Genomic DNA, 19901 nt, shown 5'->3' on the forward strand with positions numbered 1-19901 from the left:
AAGGTTCCAGTTTGGAGCAGGCCCGAAATGTTAATTTGCCTCTCATAACAAACTTGTGCAGCGCACGCTATCTGTTATGTTCTGATAGTCAAATTGTGAGGGACCATGAAAGGCATTATCCTTGCCGGTGGAACCGGCTCGCGCCTCTACCCCGTGACTACTGTCGTCTCCAAGCAGCTGCTGCCTGTGTTCGACAAGCCGATGATCTACTATCCGCTGTCGACGCTGATGCTCGGCGGAATTCGCGACATTTTGATCATTTCGACGCCGCAGGACAAGCCGCTGTTTCAGCGGCTGCTCGGCGACGGCAGTGAGATGGGTGTCCGGTTCGCCTATGCTACGCAGGAGACCCCGCGGGGCCTTGCCGACGCCTTTATCGTCGGACGTGACTTCATCGGCGATGACTCCGTCGCCCTTGTGTTAGGGGATAACATTTTCTACGGCCATGGCCTGCCGAGCATGCTATCGGCCGCCTCGGTCCGCAAGAAGGGCGCCACCGTGTTCGGCTACGTCGTGAACGCGCCGGAACAGTATGGCGTGATCGAGCTGGACGGGACCGGCCGGGCGCTGTCGATCGAGGAGAAGCCGAAGCGGCCGAAGTCCAACGTCGCCGTCACCGGCCTCTACTTCTACGACAACGACGTGGTGGACATCGCCGCCGGCATCAAGCCGTCGCCCCGCGGCGAGATCGAGATCACCGACGTGAACAAGGCCTATCTCGAGCGCGGCGACCTCTATGTCGAGGTGCTCGGCCGCGGCTTTGCCTGGCTCGACACCGGCACCCACTCCTCGCTCGTTGAGGCCAGCCATTTCGTCCAGATCCTGGAGCAGCGCCAGGGCTTGCGTATCGCCTGCCCGGAGGAGATCGCGCTGCGCCAGGGCTACATCTCACTCGAAGCCTTCGCGAAGGTAGCCCAGAAGACCGCCAAGAGCAGCTACGGCGAGTATCTGCTGTCGGTCTACCGCTCGTTCCAGGGCCAGCCGCGCACGGCGGAGGTATTCAGACATGCGGTTTAAGGGATCGACGATTTTCGTCACCGGCGGCGCCGGTTTCATCGGCTCCGCCGTGGTCCGCCACTTGCTGCGGGACACCCACGCCCGCGTCGTCAACATCGACAAGTTGACCTATGCGGCAAACACGGCCTCACTGCCCAGCGCCACCGAAAACCTGAACTATACCTTCGAAAAGGCCTGCATCTGCGAAGGGCCGATCCTGCGCCGGCTGTTCGAGAAATATCAGCCCGATGCGGTGATGAATCTCGCGGCGGAGAGCCACGTCGACCGCTCGATCGACGGCCCCAGCGAATTTATCCAGACCAACATCGTCGGCACCTTCACGATCCTGCAGGAGGCGCTGCGCTACTGGCGCGCGCTTTCGCCCGAGAAGCGCGACCAGTTCCGTTTCCTGCATATCTCGACCGACGAGGTGTTCGGTTCGCTCGGTGACGAAGGGCTGTTCACCGAGACCACTGCGTATGCGCCGAACTCGCCCTATTCGGCCAGCAAGGCATCGTCCGATCATCTGGTGCGCGCCTGGCGCGAGACCTACGAGCTGCCGACCCTGGTGACCAACTGCTCCAATAATTACGGCCCCTATCACTTCCCGGAAAAGCTGATCCCGCACATGATCATCAAGGGGCTCGCCGGCGAGCCGCTGCCGGTCTATGGCGACGGCCAGAACATCCGCGACTGGCTGTTCGTCGAGGACCACGCCAGGGCGCTGACCTTGGTGCTGGAGCGCGGCGAGGTCGGCGAGACCTACAATGTCGGCGGCCGCAACGAGCGCACCAACCTGCACGTGGTCGAGAGCATCTGCGACCTGCTCGACGAGGTCATGCCGGCTGCGGCAGGCCCGCGGCGCCAGCTCATCAACTTCGTCGCCGATCGGCCCGGCCACGACCGCCGCTACGCCATCGACGCCACCAAGCTCGAAACCGAGCTCGGCTGGCGCGCCGCGGAGAATTTCGAAACCGGCATCGCCAAGACGGTGCGCTGGTATGTCGACGAGCAACCCTGGTGGCGCGCGATCCTGGAGCGCGGCTACAAGGTGGAGCGCGTCGGGCTGAACCAGTAGTCCGCCGATCTCTCTAGATCACCGGCGTGGATAGCCAACAAGAAGCCGAGAAGCGCGATGACGATTCAACCAGATCTCATCGCAGCTTGACGAGCCGCGACCGTCTTCCGACGGTGGATTGGCAGCCACCCGCCAGACATCAATTCGAGAAACCACAGGATTCCGCCATGAATATCGCAATGGACGGTCAGGAACAGACGTTGTTCAAAAGCTTCGTGGATCTCTCGACGCGCTATCTGGAATTTGGCTCAGGAGGAAGCACCTGGCTGGCCTGTCAAACAAAGAAGGAGTGGGTCATTTCCATTGATTCCTCCTCGGAATGGCTCTCCAAGGTTGGCGAAGCCACAAGCGGTGCGAGCACCAAGCCGCTGCTGCTGCACGTCGATATCGGCAAGCTGCGCGAGTGGGGCTATCCGGTGGACAAGGACAGGGAGAGTTCCTGGCCCGACTATCACGAACGCATCTGGGAGCGTCCGGAGAGCAAGACGGCCGACTTGTACTTCATCGACGGCCGATTTCGCGTGGCTTGCTTCGTGCAGTGCGTGCTTCACGCCGCGCCGGGAGCCTTCATCGCAATTCACGACTTCTCGAACCGTCCCCACTACCATTCCGTGCGGACGGTCGCCCGGGAAATCGCGCGTGCCAACAACATGTCCATCTTCCAAAGGCCGGCAGAGATCAATCGCGCCGCGGCAGAGCAGCTGCTTGAGAAATACCGTCTGGAGCCTTTGTAGCTGAGCGCTGCGATCTAAAATCGTGTCAAGTACAATACGCCGTTGACCGGCTGCGCCGCCTGGCGCGCCCTCCCCCAGCGAGGGCATCGCTGTTCCGAGATTCAGATTCAGCGGTCCTGGATTCAGTGTCTTGGATTCAGCTCTGGACCAGCTTCTTCAACTCCGGAAGAAACCGTTGAATCGTTGCGTCTTCCACATCGTTGCGATCCCGCAACGTGAAGAACTCCATCGCACGGATCTTTTCAGGATCTCCGTCGGCCAACGGCCTGCCGCGCTCACGCTTCTTCAGCAATTGCTCGCGTGACTTCGTGTAATAGTGATTGATCACGAGCTTGTTCCGCTTGGGAGCAGTACAGCGCCCGCCGATCGGGAAAACAGGGGTGCCGTCTTCCTGGACGTAGCAACCCAGAACAAGGGACTGATGAGGATGCAGGTAGGACACGATGGTGTCAGGTCGCACGATTGACTTCATGATGAAATGATCCGGGAAGTCGTCCGGCGCGCGACGCGTAAAGGACTCGATGCACAAGCCGGCCGGCCGAGCGTCGTGACCGTTCGACCCGAAGTTCAGCCAGTGTACCGCAACCGCCGGCGCCGGGCCGACCTCTGCCAGGACGTCCTTGATGTTGCCGGCTTGCGTCGGAAACAGATACTCATCGGCATCGATAAAGGCACACCATTCCGAACAATTGCGATAGCTGTCTATCGCATGCGAGAAGGCACGCATCTGGCCGAATTCGCCCGCCACGAAATGATAGGTGATCATTTCGGGCCACGGGAACGACTCAATGACGGCACGCGTGTTATCGGTGCTGCCGTTGTCGTAGAGGTAGAAGTGGTCCACTCCTACCAGCCTGTGAAAGTGCAGCCATTCCAAGAGATCGTCGCCCTCATTCTTGACGGCGCACACGACAGCCAGGCCGTGCTTCTTCCGATCGACCCCGACATAGAGTTTCTTCGCCTCCATCACGCGCAGGAGGCCGGCAAACTCCCGCCGCAGATTTTCGCTCTTCGGGGCCGCAACGAGCGCGGAAAGATAGACGTCCTGCGCTTCATGGGCAGACCCCATGTTGAGATCCGCGATTGCAAGGCGATGCAATACCCGCGAGTCGGATGGCATCTGCTTGACAAGGTCGAGAAGGATTGCACGCGCTCCGGCGAAATCACAGGCCTGCACAAGCGCTGCCGCCTTTGCAAACTGGAATTCCTTGTAGTCACCGAATTGCTGCTCCAACTGCTCGACCGATTGGATGAGCTCGTCGGGCTTCGGATTTGCGATCCGCCCGGAAAAGAATTCTCTAAGCCTTGTCTCGATCTCACTTGCTGGAAGCGCATCGAGATTCACGCCTGAGCTGAAACTAGACAATGCAGGAATTTCCATGTCCAACCTGAGCCGCTCCCCACGAGATCAACAAGCTATTACCATTGGTTCGCACCACGAATTCCCTATTAGCGCACTTATCCTACAAGAATAAGGCTATAACACGCGGTGCTCACATTTAACTGTTGTAAGGTTATTTCGAGGAAAATCAATACAATAGAGTAGAGGGCTCGGTGTCATTTGCACAAAACCGTCGCACAGGACGGGAACGACCGGAGATCGCCAATGGACCATGGGAACGAAGCAGTCCGTAAGCCGTTCGCGCTTACAAGAAGGATGTTTTTGACATCGTTATCGGCAAGCCTCCTGCCCGGCTCGCTCAGCTTCCTGGGTTCCGCCCACCCGGCTGCGGCCGCGGCGCCTTCCAGACCTCTCGTCGGAGCAATTCGATGGGACGCGTGGTATTCGCCCGGCTCGCAGCCGACGGAAGCCGTCAAGCAGTCGCTCGGTCCTCAGAAATATCGTTGGCGGGCTCCCTTCTTCGGCACGCCAATCAATCGCGATCCCAACGCGCTTGATTTCTCGGCCTCGATCCAGGTCGAGATGGACAAGGAAATTGACCAGGCCATCTTTGCAGGATTGGACTATTGGGCATTTGCCGCCTACGGGGCAAACCACCCGATGTCCAAAGCCCTCTACACGTTCCGAGCCCGTCCGAAGGCAGCCGAACTGAGATACTGCATGTTTACCGAGCTCGGTCGATGGGGATCGGCAGCCAAGCTGTCCTCACTCCCCCAGGAGCACATCGGCCTGATGGCGGACAAGAACTATCTGAGGGTGGAGAACGATCGGCCGCTTTACTTCCTGGGCTTCATCAAGGGAGCGGATGTGCAGCGAAGCTGGGGAGGCGTGCAAGGTCTGCGCACCCAGCTGAGCAAGTTCAAATCCGACGCGAACGGAGCTGGGCTCGCGGATCCCTACATCGTGCTGGCAGGAGACGCGAAATTCCTGAGCCAGGAGGCCGCCAATCTGGGCGCCGACGCGGTCGGGTCATATGCGATCACAACCGGCAACGGCCGAGGAAGTTTTGCAGACCTCGCGAAGTATGCCGAAAAGGGCTGGAATGATCTTGCCGCCAGCCAAGTCCCGGTTGTGCCCACGGTGATGACAGGATGGGACCGGCGCCCGCGCATCGAACGTCCCGTGCCCTGGGAGACCAAGCAGCGTCCCGGCGATGGGATCAACAATTTCTATACAGCTCCGACGAAGAAGGAATTGGCTGGCCATCTGGCGCAATCGATCAGCTGGGTGAACAGCCGTGCGCCTGATCGCCGGGCCCCCGCGGTGCTGATCTATGCATGGAATGAGAATGACGAGGGTGGGTGGCTGGTCCCAACCCTGCCCTGCCAAACTGACCGGCTGGAAGCACTGCGCGAAGTTCTCAAAGCGACGGCACGGGCGGCGTCGAAAAACCTTTGCTAGATCCTTTCGAGCAAAGTGTGTCCGGTTTGAGTGAAGACGACGCGCCGAACCTCAATCAAGGCTCCGTTCCGATACTGACGGAACGGAGCGGCCGACTTACGCTCCTCGATCAGCGCCAACGAATCGGCCTGGTCCGATCGTTCGATTCCACCGTCCGATGTTCCAGATGGTAGGGCGCGTAGATCTGCTTGACCCAATAATTGAAGTTCGGGTGAAGCTTCACGAAGTCATAGAATGAATCGCCGAAATTGGACGGACTGAGGCAAGTCTTGTTCTGCGGCCTCGACGTGATTGCGTTCAGGCAATACGACACCATGCATGCCTTCGTCTCGCTCTCTGCCACCTTGCTCAGACTTCGGAAGCTGTTGGTTGAATGAAGTCGATACAGATAGCGGTCGGCCTCGAGATAGGTCGGCTCGACCTTGGTTACAGCGCGCAAGGCGAAGTCCCAGTCATGGCAGTATTTGAGATCGGCAAGCCAACCCACCTGCCGCAGCAATTCACGGCTGAAGACGAAGTTGCCGGTTGATGCCGCAATCTGGGAATCCAGGAATGTCCATGACAGCGGCGCCCCTGCAATCTGAGCCCGATCGATTGCATAGCGCAGGCGCGTCGGAAACTGGTAGTTGTTGATCGACTTGCCATGTTCGTCGATCGGCTCAACGGCGGAGAAACCGAAGAACAACCGTTCATCGGCGTGCTTGTCCGCGAACAGTCGAACGCGATCCTTCGAGAAGGCATCGTCCGAGTTCAAAAGAAAGATCATGTCGCCCTTTGTCAGCGACAATGCCCTGTTCCAGGTGTAGTGGGCGCCAAGATTTTGAGGGTTCTTGAGCAGCTTGCAGGAGACGAAGCGCTTTCCAAACGACCTCTTCTTGATAACCCTCTGCGCGACTTCAAAACTCTTGTCCGGCGAATGGTCGTCCACAATGACGAGCTCGATGTCGGCAAAAGTCTGTTGATAGACAGTCTCGAGGCATTCCTCGAGATACTGCTCGTGCTTGTAGCAGGCGATGACGACACTTGCGAGCATCGGCGACCTCAACGTCTCACGATGATCGAGTGGCGGGACCTCACCAGTGCACTGGCTCCGTCGCCGACCTCCAGGACGGCGAGTTGATACTCGCCATCCGGCAAATCCCGAATCGAGAAGGACAGCTGAAAACCGAAATAGCAGTCCTTGCTCTCGGCCTTCATATATTCCTTCACGTCCACGCGCTCGTGCCAATCAACGATCAGGCAGTACCCGCCCTTGGCCGCGCTCTCCGGAGCAAGCGCCGACAGCATCAGGAATCCCGTTCTTTGTCTGCTTGCCTCGAAAATATTGCCTGCGCAGATCCATCCACGCACCAATACCTCAAAGCGCGGATCAACGATCACCCGCTCGCCCGTTTGAGAATTGATGTTTTCGATGACCAGCAACGAACCTGCCGGATTGTCGGACGCACCTTCCGCCTCAACCGGAGTGCCGCTTCTGAGGCGCTGCACCCCCGAGTGAGTGAGGCCCGACCGGTGCAGGCTTGCGAGCACTTCGACATGCGTCGAGGCTTCTTTCACCGCCCACTCAAGCTCCTGCCGGCTGAGGCAGTCCAGCAGATCCGGACTATTTCGGATCTGGGCCGAAATAGGCTCGGCCGAAGCGACCCTTCGCACGACCTCGAGAAACGCGCGTCCATAGCGCGAATCCGGCTCGAGATGAGCACCCTCCGCCCACTCGTTCCAGGAATTGATAAACACCAATGACTCGGAAAAACTGTTGCCTTTGGCCCGCAGGGTCGCATCGCGAAGCCAAACCTCGAACGCCTCCGGACTGGACCTGGTAAAGACGTGACCGCGCGGCCCCTTGCGAGGCGTGTTATCCCACCGCGGCATCACGGCAGGAAAAAACGGAAAATCGTAGGTCTTGCCGATGGACGACCGCATGGCGTCGACATAGTCGTACACCTTTCCGGCGAAGGTCGGCGGCGCATCGACTTCGGTCGGCGGCACCTCCCTCGTCGAGACCGTGTGCGGCGGAAACTCGATTGCCGCATCACAATTGACGTCGCGCGGATCGAACTCGCCGAAGGTCATCGCATTGCAAATGAGAAGCTCGCCGATTCCGAGTTCTCGGGCTCTCTCGCGCCAAATCTCGAACAAGCGCTGCTTGTCCGGCAGCAATGACGGCCTGTAGATGACGATGACCTTTCGACCATCGACGGTTATGTAGCGCTCATCGAGCAGCAGGTCGGCCATGTCGTCGATAAAGCGAACATCGTCATCGAGCGAGTGATTTTGTCCCAGCAGAAGTTCGGCATCCGAGCCGTCCCACCGGCGAGACCAGTTCTCGTTCGCCCAGCAAATGCAGAAAGGCAGGTTCGGCTCACCGTCCTCAAGCAGCAGCTGAAGCGGCTTTTCCAGCAGCCTTCGACCCTGGAACCAATACACGTAGTAGCAGAATCCATCGATGCCGTACTTGCGGGCGAGCTCGCCCTGCTGACGACGCGTTTCCGGCAGTCGGACGTCATAGAATCCAAGATCGGCCGGCAACCATGGGGATTCATGTGCCGGAAACTGGGCGCGCATCCGCGCGACGTTCGTCCATTCGGAGAACCCCGGTCCCCACCACCTGTCATTTTCTTCGAATGAATGGAATTGCGGCAGGTAGAAGCAAATGTAGCGCACCTCCTTGGGGGAAGCGTCCGCCAGTCCACCAACTATCCTGTCGTTGTTGGGAAACAACAGGTCGTCGTAGTCTTCAGTCGAAAAGCCCAGCGCAACGACCACTTCGCTCGGCGTAAAATTCTCGAACAGGGGTATCTCGTAGTATTCGCCATCGTTCAGGCTGATGCGGAGATAGATCTGCGCATGTGTGGGGTCCACAAGCGCGTTTCTCAGGGCGCGCGCCAGGCGACGGCGCACCCCTGGCGCGGACAGATCGATACGAAATCCGGGACGTCCGATCACGCTCCGCGGACCTACGCGGACCGGCATCGAGCGGCCTGTTCGTCCCTCTTCGACACAATGGGAAGCGACAAAGAGCGCTATCGAAACGGTTGAAGCAGGCGACTGGGCATCGACGATCCAACCGGAGATCCCTCGCCCCGAATATTCGAGTATCGCGCCACGCAGCCGCGGTCCGGACTGGAGATCGCTTACGTCCGGATCCAAGAACAGGCTCTGCGGATGGTCTTCCTGCTGAACCGGACTGGCAACGGGCAACATATCCTTCGTATCCCTGACGCTCCGTTCGACCATCTTGTTCATTGCCAATCAATCTCCTGCCAACGTTTAGCATTGGCTCCAGTTTCTTTCCCGGTCATGCGGAAGTTCGATCCCGAGATCACGTTGCCTGACACGCCCCAGATCGTGACCTCTTGCTGCTTATCGATCATCTTCACACAACCAGAGGTACAATGAGCATTCATTCCGCGAACACAACATTAGCGCAATCTCTCTGTCGTCGATATGAAAGCCATTGTTAGTTCTGCCTAGATTGTCACGCGGACGTGCCCGCTTCCGTGCCTTCGCGCTCAAAAACAAAGCCGTTCACCATCTCCGCCCTTGCCTGCGCGCGACGAGATGCCCGCCTCCAACAATCTCAGCCGACGCTCTCGCCCATTGCCTGCAGACGACGTCGCGCGCCTTCGTTGTTCTGCTGCGCCGCTTGTCGATACCAGCTCAGCGCCTGATCGCGATCCTGCGCGACACCGTTACCGGCGCGCAGTGCATCGCCAATGGCGAGTTGGGCTTCGACCATGCCCTGCTTCGCAGCTGCCTCGAACCACTCGGCCGCTTTTGCTGGATCGGCCTCGCGGCCCTGTCCCCGCCCCAGCATCACGGCAAGGTTGTATTGCGCCGTCGTGTGGCCCTGGCGCGCTGCGGCCTCGTACCACGTCACGCCCTGGGCAAGGTCCTGCTCGACGCCCTGCCCGGTGCAATACATGACGGCAAGCTTGAACTGCGCGGCGGCGTTGCCGCCATCGGCCGCCTTGACGATCCAACCGGCGGCGGCCTGCGCATCCTTGAGGCCGCTCTTGGGATCGGAATACAGCAGCGCCAAGGTGTGCTGGGCCTCGACATGGCCGGCACTTGCCGCACGCTTGAACCATTGCGCCGCGGCCGGAAGATCGACGGCCCCGCCGGACCTTCCCATGTGGAGCCCGCCCAATTGGAACGCCGCAGCGGGATGGCCCACCTCGGCGGCGTCGGTCAGAAGCGTGCGTGCTTGCGCAAGACGCTCTTCGGACGGCTCATGCTGGATGAGAAACACGGCATAGGCTGTCTTCGCTTCGGCGTCGCCGCCCTTCGCTGCCTTGCTGAGCCATTCCGCCGCGCGCACCTGATCGCGCGGCACGCCGTTGCCCGCCGAGTAGAGCCGGCCAAGTTGCACGCCCGCGGCGCTGATGCCTCCCTCGGACGCGCGCTCGAACCACTTGATCGCGGTCGCGACATCGCGCGTCACGCCGTTGCCGTTGAGATAGAACACCGCAATGTTATGGGCCGCCGTGGCATGCCCGCTCTCGGCTGCGCGTTCGAACCATTTCGCAGCCTGGCGGATGCTGGGCGGAACGCCGGTGCCGGTTGCATAGAAACGCCCGGTAAAGAACTGCGCCTGCACATCGCCGCGCTCGGCCGCCTTCTCATACCAATACGCCGCCTCGCGCAGATCCGGCTCGGCTGCGGTGCCGAGCGCATAAAACTCAGCCAGCGCCTGGATCGCCGGCAAGTAATCCTTCCGGGCCGCCTTGCGCAACGCGGTCTCGGCCTTGTCGAGATCCTTGGCCACACCTTTGCCGCTCAGCCGCAACAGCGCAATGTTGTAGAGCGCGATCGTATCGTCATGCGCAGCAGCACTCTGGAACAGCCGCGCCGCCTCCTCGACATTTTCGGGAAGCCCGGTGCCCTTGAGGCACATGAAAGCAAGCGCAACCTGCGCGCGTACATGGCCTTGCTGCGCGGCCTTGTGATACCAGATCGCGGCCTGCGCGAAATCAACGGGAACGCCGCGCCCCTGATAATGCACATCGCCGAGCGCGAATTCCCCGGATGCCGCGTTCTGCTCGGCCGCAGCTTCGTACCAGCGCAGGGCGGCAGCATGATCCTTCGTGCACCCCATTCCGTTGGCGTACATGTCGCCGAGGATCGCTTGCGCCTCCGCCTTGCCGGCTTCCGCCGCCACCGAAATCCAGAGGAAGGCGGCGTCGATATCCTTGGGCACGCCGATTCCGTTCGGGAAGACCAGATCGTGGAGGTTGATCGCCTTCTCGCCCAGGCGCGCCGCAGTGGATTGTCGCCACATCTCGGGCCTGTTCGGTCCGACCGTGGCCTGGACTCCGTTGAGGTAGATCAGGCCGAGCTGGAATTGCGCATCGGTATGTCCCTTCAGGGCGGCGCGGTCATACCACGCGACCGCGTCCGGAATGTTGCCGATAACGCCCTCGTTCCTCGCATAGAGCAGCCCGATCCGGTAATCCGCCTCCGGGTTGCCCGCTTGCGACGCATTTCTCCAGAGGCGCAACGCCTCGAGATATTGCCGGTTCTCGTACGCCTCCAGTCCCCGTTCAAACTGCGATGAGTCTGAACGGGACGAGCCGGGTCGGAGCAAGTCGAGAAGGGATCGCGCCGACACCGTCATGGCTCGCGCATCGCTTCTTTTGCACTGCGCAGCATGCCGCCGAGCAGATACATCGCCACCGATCGGGTGCCGACATTGACATCGCCCTGCAGCGTCATGCCGGGGATGAGGCGAAAGTTCTTCGGAACATCCTTGAAGTTGGTTTCGTCGACAGAGCATCGCGCCTTGTAGTAGGCGTCGACCGGCTTTCCGTCATCATCGGTCGTGAAGGCGCCTTCGCTGATCCAGCGAATCTTGCCCTGCGCCGTGCCGTGCTCGGCCGCGTTGAAGGCGTCGACCTTCATCGTGCAAGGGTCGTTCGGCCGAACGAAGCCGACGTCGCGCGACAGGATCTGGATCTCGGCCTCGAGCCGGGTCTTGAGCGGCATCAGCGTGATGAAGGGATCGCCCGGCTTCAGCACCGATCCGACCGAGAGCTTGGCGAGGGTAAGAACGACCGACGGCTCGGCAGCCGTCCACCGCACGAGGTCCTGATGCTTGATCGCCTTGTCATAGTTCGAACGGGCGGTATCCAGGCTGTTGCGCGTCGTGACCAGGTCCTGGCTCAGCTGCGCATTCCATTGCTCGGTGAAGGCATTGCGATCGGCTTTCAACGATTCCAGCTGGTGTTGGGCTTCCAGCAAGGTGTTGTGCGTGTTGTCGATCTGACGCAACAATTCCAGACGATTGTCCTGGGACAGATACAGGTTCAGCTTGGACCCGCTGCCGCTTTCGGCAAGCGTCGAGCGCATGTCCTCGATCTTGCCGGCGATCTCGGCGCGCTGACTGTAACGCTCGTCGTCCTTCTTCGACTTCTGGATCGTCGCCTCGGTCTGGCTGATCTTGGAGTCGTAGCTATTCACCTGCGCGTTGTACTGGGCAACGCGCTGGTCGTAGAGCGCCTTTTGCAGGGCGTTGTACCTGGTGACATCCGGATCCTTGGATTGGCCGAACGACAGCGGCTTTCCGGACAATTCGGCCTCGTCGCGGGCAACCTGCGCGTCAAGACTGGCAATCTGCAGCTTGTACTGCGTGACATCGGCCGCGGTGAAGGTCGAGTCAAGGGTCGCGAGCAGCTGCCCCGTCTCGACCTGCTCACCTTCCCGAACATCGATCGTCTTGATGATCGACGCGTCCAGGGCCTGCAGCACGTTGATCTGATCGACGGGAACGATCCTGCCACCCACGCTCGTGATGACGCGGTCGACGCGCGTGAGGCACATGATTGCCACGATGGAGACCATGAATGCCGACAGCACGAACAGCGTCGCACGAGCCAGCAACGGCTCAGCGGCTTCGCGGATGGCGTCGGTTTCGGACTGGAACTGGCGAACGGTCGCGAGCGAAGCTTGATTAGGAGACAAGGGTCGGACTCCTGAAGTTCTTTTCGTTGCGGCCCGTCGGCGCAAGATGCGTATTTTGCTGGTACCAAAGCGAGCTATAGATGTCGTTTCGTTCCAGAAGCTCCTCGTGACGGCCGATATCGTTGACCACGCCGCGATTGAGCACGAGGATCGCATCGGCCTTGGTCAGCGACGACAGGCGGTGCGAGATGATGATCAGGGTCCGACCTTGTGCGATCCGCGAGATGTTCGCGTTCACGATCGTCTCGCTCTCCGCATCGAGCGCACTGGTCGCTTCGTCCAGGATCAGGATCGGCGGATTGACGATCAGAGCCCGCGCGATTGCGAGGCGCTGACGCTGCCCGCCGGAGAGGTTGGTGGATCCCTCGTAGATATAGGTCTCGTAGCCGCGCGGCAGCTTGTCGATGAACTCCTCGGCCCCTGCCAATCGCGCCGCCCGGACGATGTCGTCGAAGGTCGCATCGGGCTTTGCGGCGGATATATTCTCGCGGATCGTGCCGCTGAACAGGAAGTTCTCCTGCAGCACGACGCCGACATTGCGCCGGAGATGGTCCACATCGTATTCGCGAACATCGATACCGTCGACCTTGATCAACCCGCCGTAATCGGAGTGCAGGCGCTGCAACAGCCGCGTGATCGTGGTCTTGCCCGAGCCGCTCTTGCCCATCACGCCCAGCGTCGTGCCGAGCGGAATCTCGAAGGAGATATTGTTCAGCGCCGGCGATACCGCGCCCTTGTACTTGAACGTGACGCCGGAGAATTCGACCAGTCCCTTCAGCGGCACCCTCACGCCATGGCCGGAACGTCCCTCCTCGGGCGGCTGATTGACCAGTCTGCCGACGATCGTGACCGCCGTGCGCGCCTCGTCATACTGGTTGATGAGTTGGGCCATCTGCATCAGTGGGCCGGCAACACGTTGCGACAGCATCAGAAAGGCAAACAGCGCCCCAACATAGACCGGATCGCCGCTCGACACCGCCAGGTAGACGCCGAACGCATAGGGAGCGCTCACCGCCAGCCGCTCCAACGGACGCACCACCGTCTGGATGGCGGTTCCGGTCAAGCCTTCCGCAAGGCGAGCCTTGGCGACGCGCGCCACAAGCACATCCCACATGTGCCGCTGCCGCGTGTCGAGCGCCAGCGATTTGATCGTCCGCATGCCGTTCAGGCTCTGGATCAGAAATGCGCCCTGGGCGCCTTCGGCCGCCAGAGTTGCCGAGGACTTCTTCCGGTAGGTCGGCAGCATCAGGACCAGCCAGGTTACGATCACCCCGGCAAAGGCAAGAACCATCAGCGTCATGATCGGACTGAAGAAGAACATGACGGGCAGGAAGAAGAACAGCGTCGTCGAATCGAGAATGGTCCCGAACAACTGCCCGGTCAGAAAGCCGCGAATTCGAAACACCTCGCGGATATCCCGGGAAATCAGGCCGACAGGGTTCTGTTCGAAGTAATCGATCGGCAGATTGAGCATCTTCTCGAACACATAGGTCGACAATTTGACGTCAAGACGTGCCGTCAAACGCTGAACCAGGTACTGCCGCAGGAACGTGAACGCCGCCTCGAACATGATGACCACGAACATGGCAATACACAGCACGTAGAACGTGTTGTAGGCCTTGTAGAAAATGACCTTGTCCGAGAGCAGCCGCCAGAACATGATCGGCGCCAGGCCCATGAAGCCCAGGATCAGCGCCGCGATCGCGACGTCGCGCAGGATGCGCCGTTCGCGGAACAGCAACGCGGTGACAAAGCCGAAACTGAACGGCTGGGTCTCGTCGGAAATCTCGTAGTCGCGCTTGGCCATCACGACGTCGCCCGACCAGATGTCCTCAAAGCGCGGCTGATCGATGATGAGGAGCGCATCCTCACTCGCGTTCGGATCCTGCAAGACCACCCGCGAGCTGTTTTCGTCTCCCTCGAGGCGCAGCAACACCATATGGCTGCCATCGCGCAGGCGAACGATTGCCGGCAGCGCCCGCTTGAGATGGCTCAGCCCCTTCCAGTCCAGCGTGACGGCCTTTGCCGTCATGCCCGAGGAATTCGCGCACTTCAAAAGCTCGGGCAGCGTGACTTCCTGGTCACCCAGGAGATTGTCGTGGATGAGCTGGGACGGGGTCAGATGCAGACCATGCTGCCTGGCCACGATGACGAGACAAGCGAGACCCGAGGGTGGCAGCGCCTCCACCGAAGGTGCGCCGACAAGCGAGAGGTGTTTGGTCATGGATGCCTCGAAGTTTCGACTGCGCAAGATCCGGTCTCTGGCGAGATATAACTTATCACTGTTAGTTCGCTAACGCAGCATTTTCAGCGCACCGCCCAAAAAGATATGTGCGACGACAAGCTGAAAAGCCAGTTTCGAACACGGCCGCGGACGATTTAACACGGAACTTTATAACATTGTTTAACATCGACAGTCACGAGTCGGCGGTCACCGTCTCGCGGAAGTCGAAGCCGCACGCCTCCAGTTGTGGCCGGATCCGCTCCTCCCTGGCCCCCGGCATCAGCGCCAGTGCGCAGACCTCAAAATTCCCGCTGCGGACGGAGACAGTCGGAAAACCGGCACTGAGCAGCAGGTTCCCCATCCGCTCGGCGGAAAAGCCGGTCTTGTGCGCCATGTGGTGGCGCCCCTGCTCGATTGCGCCGGAATGCCCGTAGATCATATCCAGCGGCCGGATCGGGCCGGCCGGCGAGACATAGGCGACGGCACCGAGACCATGGATCAACATGTGCTGAGCGACCGCCTCGAGGTCGGGGGACATGATCAGCGCAAAGCCGTCCGGCTTGAGGACCTCGCGGAACTGAACGAATGTGGGGTGAACCTCATGGGCAAAGAGATGCTCCATGACATGAGAGCACCAGATCGCGTCGAACGAGGCCAGCGGGAACAAGCGCGAGAGATCGGTGATCGATCCGACGACGTCCGGACTCACGCCTCCGTCGACATCGAGCCGAATCTCTTCCCATTCGTGCGATGTCATAAGCGGCTCGATGCGCTTGGTGACCGTCGATCCAGCGCCGGCATTCAGCATTTTCTTCTTGGCCAATTCGAGAGCTCCGCAGGTTCGCGCATTAAGCGGCTGAATTCTTCAGCGATGGTTCGTCTTGATCACCGGTGCCACGGCCGGCGAAAGCGATCGGCCGCAGTTCCGTTGTGTTAAGCCAGCACCACGCCTTTACAAAAGCTACGTGGTCCGAATGTGACGATCCAGCCTCTAACATCCATTGGCGGACATGCGTAACGCGGAACTTGTGATGGAGGTCGGTGCATCCGACGCGGGTCGGCCGACAAGGTTCCGACCAGCATGGTCGCATGCAAAGAAAAAACGCCGCCTCAACCCCGGCTGAGGCGCTGCCTTCGCTTGGTGGGGACCCGGGATCTTACAGCTTGATCGAGTGACCATCGCTGAAGATCAGGTATTCGATGTTGCTGATCTGGGTCACCTGGCCATTGCTGAAGTTGATGTCCAGGGAACCGTCCTTGCCCGCGGTGATGCCGGTCACGTCGGTCGAGGCGTGATCGAGGAAGGTCAGCGAGTCCTTGCTGCCGGCGCCGCCGTCGATGCTGTCACTGCTGGCGGCGTTGCTCAGGTAGAAGTAATCCTGACCAAAGCCGCCAACCATCGAGGCCGTACCGGTGCCGGAGCCGACGAACGAATCCTTGCCGTCGCCGCCGATCAGCGTCTGGTTGCCCGAACCGGCGACCAGCGTATCGCTGCCGGAGCCGCCATAAAGCGTGTCGTTGCCGGCACCGCCGTAGAGCGAGTCGTTGCCGTCACCGCCATAGAGTGCGGTCGCGTGCGACGCATCGCTGCCCGAGTAGAGGATGTCGTTGTCGTTGCCGCTGCCACCGTACTCCGCGACGGTGCCCGTGCCGCCGACCAGCAGGTCGTTGCCGGCACCGCCGTACAGCGTGTCGGCACCAACACCGCCATACAGCGCGTCGTTGCCGGTGCCGCCATCGAGCGCGGTCACGTGCGACGCATCGCTGCCTGAGTAGAGGATGTCGTTACCGCTGCCACAGTACTCCGCAACGGTGCCGGCGCTGCCGACCAGCAGGTCGTTGCCGGCGCCGCCATCCAGACTGTCAGCACCCGCACCGCCATACAGCGAGTCGTTGCCGGCACCGCCGTCGAGGATCGAGCCGTGCAACGCATCCGAGTGCGAGTAGATTGCATCGTTGCCGCTGCCGCCATACTCCGCAACGGTTCCGGCAGCGCCGATGAGCAGGTCGTTGCCGGCGCCGCCGTCCAGCGTGTCGGAACCGATATTGGCAGGATTATACCCTGCACCGGCAACCAGCGTGTCGTCGCCCTCACCGCCATCGAGCAACGTGCCGAGCGTATAACCGGCGCCTGACTTCAGAACGTCGTTACCGCTGCCACCGTACTCCGCAACAGTGCTGACGCCGCCCTGCAGCAGGTCGTCACCGGCGCCGCCATCCAGCGTGTCGGCTTCGGCACTGGCACCACCCTCCAGCGTGTCGTTGCCGTCGCCGCCCGACAGGAACGAGCCGTACCACGCAAACAAGTTCGCGTAGAGCAGGTCGTCGCCGGCGCCGCCGTAGATCTGATCGCTGTATACGCCGGCGACCAGCGTGTCATTGCCCGTGCCGCCGTCGAGAGTCTCGTTGCCGAAACCCGCGCTCAACCAGTCGTCACCGGCGCCACCATACAGGCGATCATTGCCCCAGCCACCGAACAGCACGTCGTTGCCGCTACCGCCATCCAGCGTGTTGATCCGGTCCAGTGAGTCCAGCGAACTGCCGGACAGCAAAGTATCGTCGCCGCTCCCGCCATGCAGGTCCGACCAGTTGCTGCCCCAAAGCCAGTCGTTGCCGGCGCCGCCATACATCTGGCTGTGACCCACGCCACCTCCGTACACCGTGTCATTGCCAGCGCCGGCAAGAACCGTCGTGCCGCGGTTGTTGTTGATGGTGATGTCGTCGTTGCCGTCGCTGGTCGCGACCAGCACCGGGGCGGCGCCGTTCACGGTCAGCGTCACGTCGCTCTTGGTGGCTTCGATGATCGCCTTCAGCTTGGCATCAAGCTTGATCGTATTATTGGCGTTGGTTTCGATCAGAACATTGGCGTTCGGATCCGGGTTGCTGATCCCGGCGCCTTCCTGCACCGGGATGGTCGCGCCATCATCCGGGCTGGTGTAACCGATCCCCGCGCTGATCAGATAGTCGAGAATCTGTTGCCGGGTTGCGTGATCGATCGTGGAGCTAATCGCGGCCTTGAGCTCCGTCTGGTTCAGGTTTTGCGTCACCATCGATGGAGCCCCTGCTTCGACGCGCTACATAGTCGCTAAGCAAATACTTCAATTATCTCGATGACTCACAATTGGAGCAGGCTGCAACACTGCAAGATTATCAGACAGCATTTCAGAGCACCACCTGCAATCGCAAAAAAGCGCCGCCTCAACCAGAGTTGAGGCGGCGCCTTCGCTTAGTGCAGACCTAGGATCTTACACCTTGGTCGACTGACCATCGTTGAAGATCAGGTATTCGATGTTGCTGATCTGGGTCACCTGGCCATTGCTGAAGTTGACGTCCAGAGAACCGTCCTTCCCCGCGCTGATGTCGGTCACATCGGTCGAAGCGTGATCCAGGAAGGTCAGCGAGTCCTTGTTGCCGCCACCGCCGTCGATGGTGTCGCTGCTGGTAGCATTGTTCAGGTAGAAGTAGTCCTGACCAGAGCCGCCAACCATCGAGGCTGTACCGGTGTCGGAGCCGACGAACGAATCCTTGCCGCCGCCGCCGATCAGCGTCTGGTTGCCCGAACCGGCGACCAGCGTATCGCTTCCGGAGCCGCCGTACAGCGTGTCGTTGCCGGCACCGCCGTAGAGCGAGTCGTTGCCGTCACCGCCATAGAGCGAGGTCGCGTGCGACGCATCGCTGCCCGAGTAGAGCACGTCCTTGCCGCTGCCGCCGTACTCGGCAACAGTGCCGGTGCCGCCGACCAGCAGGTCGTTGCCGGCGCCGCCATACAGCGTATCGGCACCCGTACCGCCATACAGCGAGTCGTTGCCGGCACCGCCAACCAGGCTATCGTTGCCTGCACCACTGTACAGCGCATCGTTGCCCTTGCCGCCATCCAGCGTGCTGGAATTGCCCGCAGTGCTGCCAGACACCAGCACGTCGTTGCCGGTACCGCCATGCAGCTCGGACGAGCTGCCGCCGTACAGCGTGTCGCTGCCCGAGCCACCGTTCAGGGTGTCGGCACCGGTGCCGACCAGCAGATCATTGCCCTTGCCGCCATCCAGCGTGCTGTGACCGGAGACGTTGTCGATCAGCACGTCATTGCCGGAGCCCGCATCGATCGAGTCGTGACCGGCACCACCGAAGATCGTGTCGTTGCCGGAGCCGGTGAGAACCGTCGTATCACCGGTGTTGTTGATGAACACCTGATCGTTGCCGTGACCGGTAGCGACCAGCACCGGGGTGCTGCCGTTCACCGTCAGCGTCACGTCGCTGTTGGTGTTTTCAATGATCGCCTTCAAGTTGGCGTCAGTGTTCACGGTGTTGATCGGGTTGTTCTCGATCAGAACATTGGCGTTCGGATCCGGATTGGTGATTCCAGACCCCTCCTGGACCGGGATCGTCGCGCCGTTATCCGGGCTGGTGTACCCGACCCCAGCGTTGATCAGATAGTCAAGAATCTGTTGCTGGGTCGCGTGATCGATCGTTCCGTTGATCGCGTGTTTGAGGTCAGTTTGGTCGAGATTGTAAGTCGCCATCGATGTAGCCCCTGCTTGGGATACGAGGATTCAAGCCGCTCGCCCACATCTAAGCTGTTGATTCACAACTGGTTTGTTGCGACGCAACCCGAATGTGGACACACGTTACGAACTTGTTAAGTCCATTGTTAAGACCGCGATGCCGAAGTGTCAATCAGCAATGTGCTATTAACGTCCGGTTCCGTGTGATTTATGTGAGACTTAGCACCATTTCGGATGCCACCTAACATTCAGCGCTGACCGATCACAAATGTTAGCCGCGGCGCAAAAAAGGGTAGTGATTATACGGGGTTTCATCGGGTCCCGGGATCGCGCCGGAGCGCCGAATTTCGCAGCCGCTGCGCGTGCTTCGACGCGATTTTCTGATCTGAAAAAAATATTTCTGCGCCGCACGAGAGCTTTTCCAAAAAAGCGTCAAACTTCACAACCGGCCGGCAGTCAGGCCGGCGTTATGGCGGGTTCTGGCTATAGGTGACGGCTCCAGCCGGCGAAAACCGGATGATCAATCGCAGAATCGGGGCAATTCAACCGCCCCGGCCAGCCCTGGCGCGGTGCCGGACCAGGCAGCGATATAACAAATTAACACCAG

14 protein-coding genes are annotated in these 19901 nt (G+C 60.4%); 4 read left to right on the plus strand and 10 right to left on the minus strand.

The annotated features are described in order from the left end of the window. Positions 1 to 105 precede the first annotated feature (105 nt). The 3 genes from rfbA to ABIB78_RS16710 all read left to right on the plus strand — a co-directional run bounded on the left by rfbA (position 106) and on the right by ABIB78_RS16710 (position 2808). Entirely contained in the window at positions 106 to 1017 is a 912-nt protein-coding gene (gene rfbA, locus ABIB78_RS16700; protein WP_429026357.1) for a glucose-1-phosphate thymidylyltransferase RfbA, read from the plus strand. Next, positions 1007 to 2074 (plus strand): dTDP-glucose 4,6-dehydratase, encoded by a 1068-nt coding sequence (gene rfbB, locus ABIB78_RS16705; RefSeq protein WP_429026359.1) that lies wholly within the window; start codon positions 1007 to 1009, stop codon positions 2072 to 2074. The genes rfbA and rfbB overlap by 11 nt, the downstream gene beginning before the upstream one ends. 167 nt (positions 2075 to 2241) lie before the next feature. Next, complete coding sequence (locus tag ABIB78_RS16710) at positions 2242 to 2808, plus strand: hypothetical protein (RefSeq protein ID WP_429026361.1); 567 nt, start codon at positions 2242 to 2244, stop codon at positions 2806 to 2808. A 136-nt stretch (positions 2809 to 2944) separates the two neighbouring features. On the opposite strand, the gene ABIB78_RS16715 is transcribed toward ABIB78_RS16710, so the two are convergent. Then, entirely contained in the window at positions 2945 to 4189 is a 1245-nt protein-coding gene (locus ABIB78_RS16715) for a glycosyltransferase family 92 protein (RefSeq protein WP_429026789.1), read from the minus strand. Positions 4190 to 4414: 225 nt separating this feature from the next. Here ABIB78_RS16715 and ABIB78_RS16720 point away from each other — a divergent pair, with 225 nt between their 5' ends. Further along, positions 4415 to 5611 carry a hypothetical protein gene (locus ABIB78_RS16720; protein WP_429026363.1) on the plus strand — a complete coding sequence of 399 codons (1197 nt, stop codon included), beginning with the start codon at positions 4415 to 4417 and terminating at the stop codon, positions 5609 to 5611. Positions 5612 to 5720: 109 nt separating this feature from the next. On the opposite strand, the gene ABIB78_RS16725 is transcribed toward ABIB78_RS16720, so the two are convergent. From ABIB78_RS16725 to ABIB78_RS16765, 9 genes are all read right to left on the minus strand, one after another. Continuing rightward, positions 5721 to 6644 (minus strand): glycosyltransferase family 2 protein, encoded by a 924-nt coding sequence (locus ABIB78_RS16725; RefSeq protein ID WP_429026365.1) that lies wholly within the window; start codon positions 6642 to 6644, stop codon positions 5721 to 5723. Positions 6645 to 6652: 8 nt separating this feature from the next. After that, the gene (locus tag ABIB78_RS16730; RefSeq protein ID WP_429026367.1) at positions 6653 to 8857 is read right to left on the minus strand and encodes a glycosyltransferase WbsX family protein; all 2205 of its coding nucleotides are present in this window, start codon (positions 8855 to 8857) and stop codon (positions 6653 to 6655) included. Continuing rightward, entirely contained in the window at positions 8854 to 8985 is a 132-nt protein-coding gene (locus tag ABIB78_RS16735) for a hypothetical protein (RefSeq protein WP_429026369.1), read from the minus strand. The genes ABIB78_RS16730 and ABIB78_RS16735 overlap by 4 nt, the downstream gene beginning before the upstream one ends. A gap of 206 nt (positions 8986 to 9191) precedes the next feature. After that, a complete protein-coding gene (locus ABIB78_RS16740; protein ID WP_429026371.1) occupies positions 9192 to 11228 on the minus strand; it encodes an SEL1-like repeat protein in 2037 nt (678 codons plus the stop codon). Beyond that, a complete protein-coding gene (locus tag ABIB78_RS16745; protein ID WP_429026373.1) occupies positions 11225 to 12571 on the minus strand; it encodes an HlyD family type I secretion periplasmic adaptor subunit in 1347 nt (448 codons plus the stop codon). Before ABIB78_RS16745 ends, ABIB78_RS16740 begins: the two co-directional genes overlap by 4 nt. After that, a complete protein-coding gene (locus ABIB78_RS16750) occupies positions 12561 to 14795 on the minus strand; it encodes a peptidase domain-containing ABC transporter (protein WP_429026375.1) in 2235 nt (744 codons plus the stop codon). Before ABIB78_RS16750 ends, ABIB78_RS16745 begins: the two co-directional genes overlap by 11 nt. A gap of 193 nt (positions 14796 to 14988) precedes the next feature. Continuing rightward, on the minus strand, positions 14989 to 15603 hold the full coding sequence (locus ABIB78_RS16755) for a class I SAM-dependent methyltransferase (RefSeq protein WP_429026377.1): 615 nt from the start codon (positions 15601 to 15603) through the stop codon (positions 14989 to 14991). Between the two features lie 349 nt (positions 15604 to 15952). Next, entirely contained in the window at positions 15953 to 17845 is a 1893-nt protein-coding gene (locus ABIB78_RS16760; RefSeq protein WP_429026379.1) for a calcium-binding protein, read from the minus strand. A gap of 195 nt (positions 17846 to 18040) precedes the next feature. After that, complete coding sequence (locus tag ABIB78_RS16765; protein WP_429026381.1) at positions 18041 to 19312, minus strand: calcium-binding protein; 1272 nt, start codon at positions 19310 to 19312, stop codon at positions 18041 to 18043. Between the last annotated feature and the right edge of the window lie 589 nt (positions 19313 to 19901).

The organism is Bradyrhizobium sp. I1.14.4, assembly GCF_050435825.1.
In the GTDB taxonomy this organism is placed as follows: Bacteria; Pseudomonadota; Alphaproteobacteria; order Rhizobiales; family Xanthobacteraceae; genus Bradyrhizobium.

Bases quoted from the DNA above. Each gene is read 5' to 3' on its own strand.
- ABIB78_RS16735 (WP_429026369.1), bottom strand. From the start codon at position 8,985: ATGATCGATAAGCAGCAAGAGGTCACGATCTGGGGCGTGTCAGGCAAC.
- ABIB78_RS16710 (WP_429026361.1), top strand. From the start codon at position 2,242: ATGAATATCGCAATGGACGGTCAGGAACAGACGTTGTTCAAAAGCTTC.
- ABIB78_RS16730 (WP_429026367.1), bottom strand. From the start codon at position 8,857: ATGAACAAGATGGTCGAACGGAGCGTCAGGGATACGAAGGATATGTTG.
- ABIB78_RS16755 (WP_429026377.1), bottom strand. From the start codon at position 15,603: ATGCTGAATGCCGGCGCTGGATCGACGGTCACCAAGCGCATCGAGCCG.
- ABIB78_RS16760 (WP_429026379.1), bottom strand. From the start codon at position 17,845: ATGGTGACGCAAAACCTGAACCAGACGGAGCTCAAGGCCGCGATTAGC.
- rfbA (WP_429026357.1), top strand. From the start codon at position 106: ATGAAAGGCATTATCCTTGCCGGTGGAACCGGCTCGCGCCTCTACCCC.
- ABIB78_RS16740 (WP_429026371.1), bottom strand. From the start codon at position 11,228: ATGACGGTGTCGGCGCGATCCCTTCTCGACTTGCTCCGACCCGGCTCG.
- ABIB78_RS16725 (WP_429026365.1), bottom strand. From the start codon at position 6,644: ATGCTCGCAAGTGTCGTCATCGCCTGCTACAAGCACGAGCAGTATCTC.
- ABIB78_RS16750 (WP_429026375.1), bottom strand. From the start codon at position 14,795: ATGACCAAACACCTCTCGCTTGTCGGCGCACCTTCGGTGGAGGCGCTG.
- ABIB78_RS16765 (WP_429026381.1), bottom strand. From the start codon at position 19,312: ATGGCGACTTACAATCTCGACCAAACTGACCTCAAACACGCGATCAAC.
- ABIB78_RS16715 (WP_429026789.1), bottom strand. From the start codon at position 4,189: ATGGAAATTCCTGCATTGTCTAGTTTCAGCTCAGGCGTGAATCTCGAT.
- ABIB78_RS16720 (WP_429026363.1), top strand. From the start codon at position 4,415: ATGGACCATGGGAACGAAGCAGTCCGTAAGCCGTTCGCGCTTACAAGA.
- rfbB (WP_429026359.1), top strand. From the start codon at position 1,007: ATGCGGTTTAAGGGATCGACGATTTTCGTCACCGGCGGCGCCGGTTTC.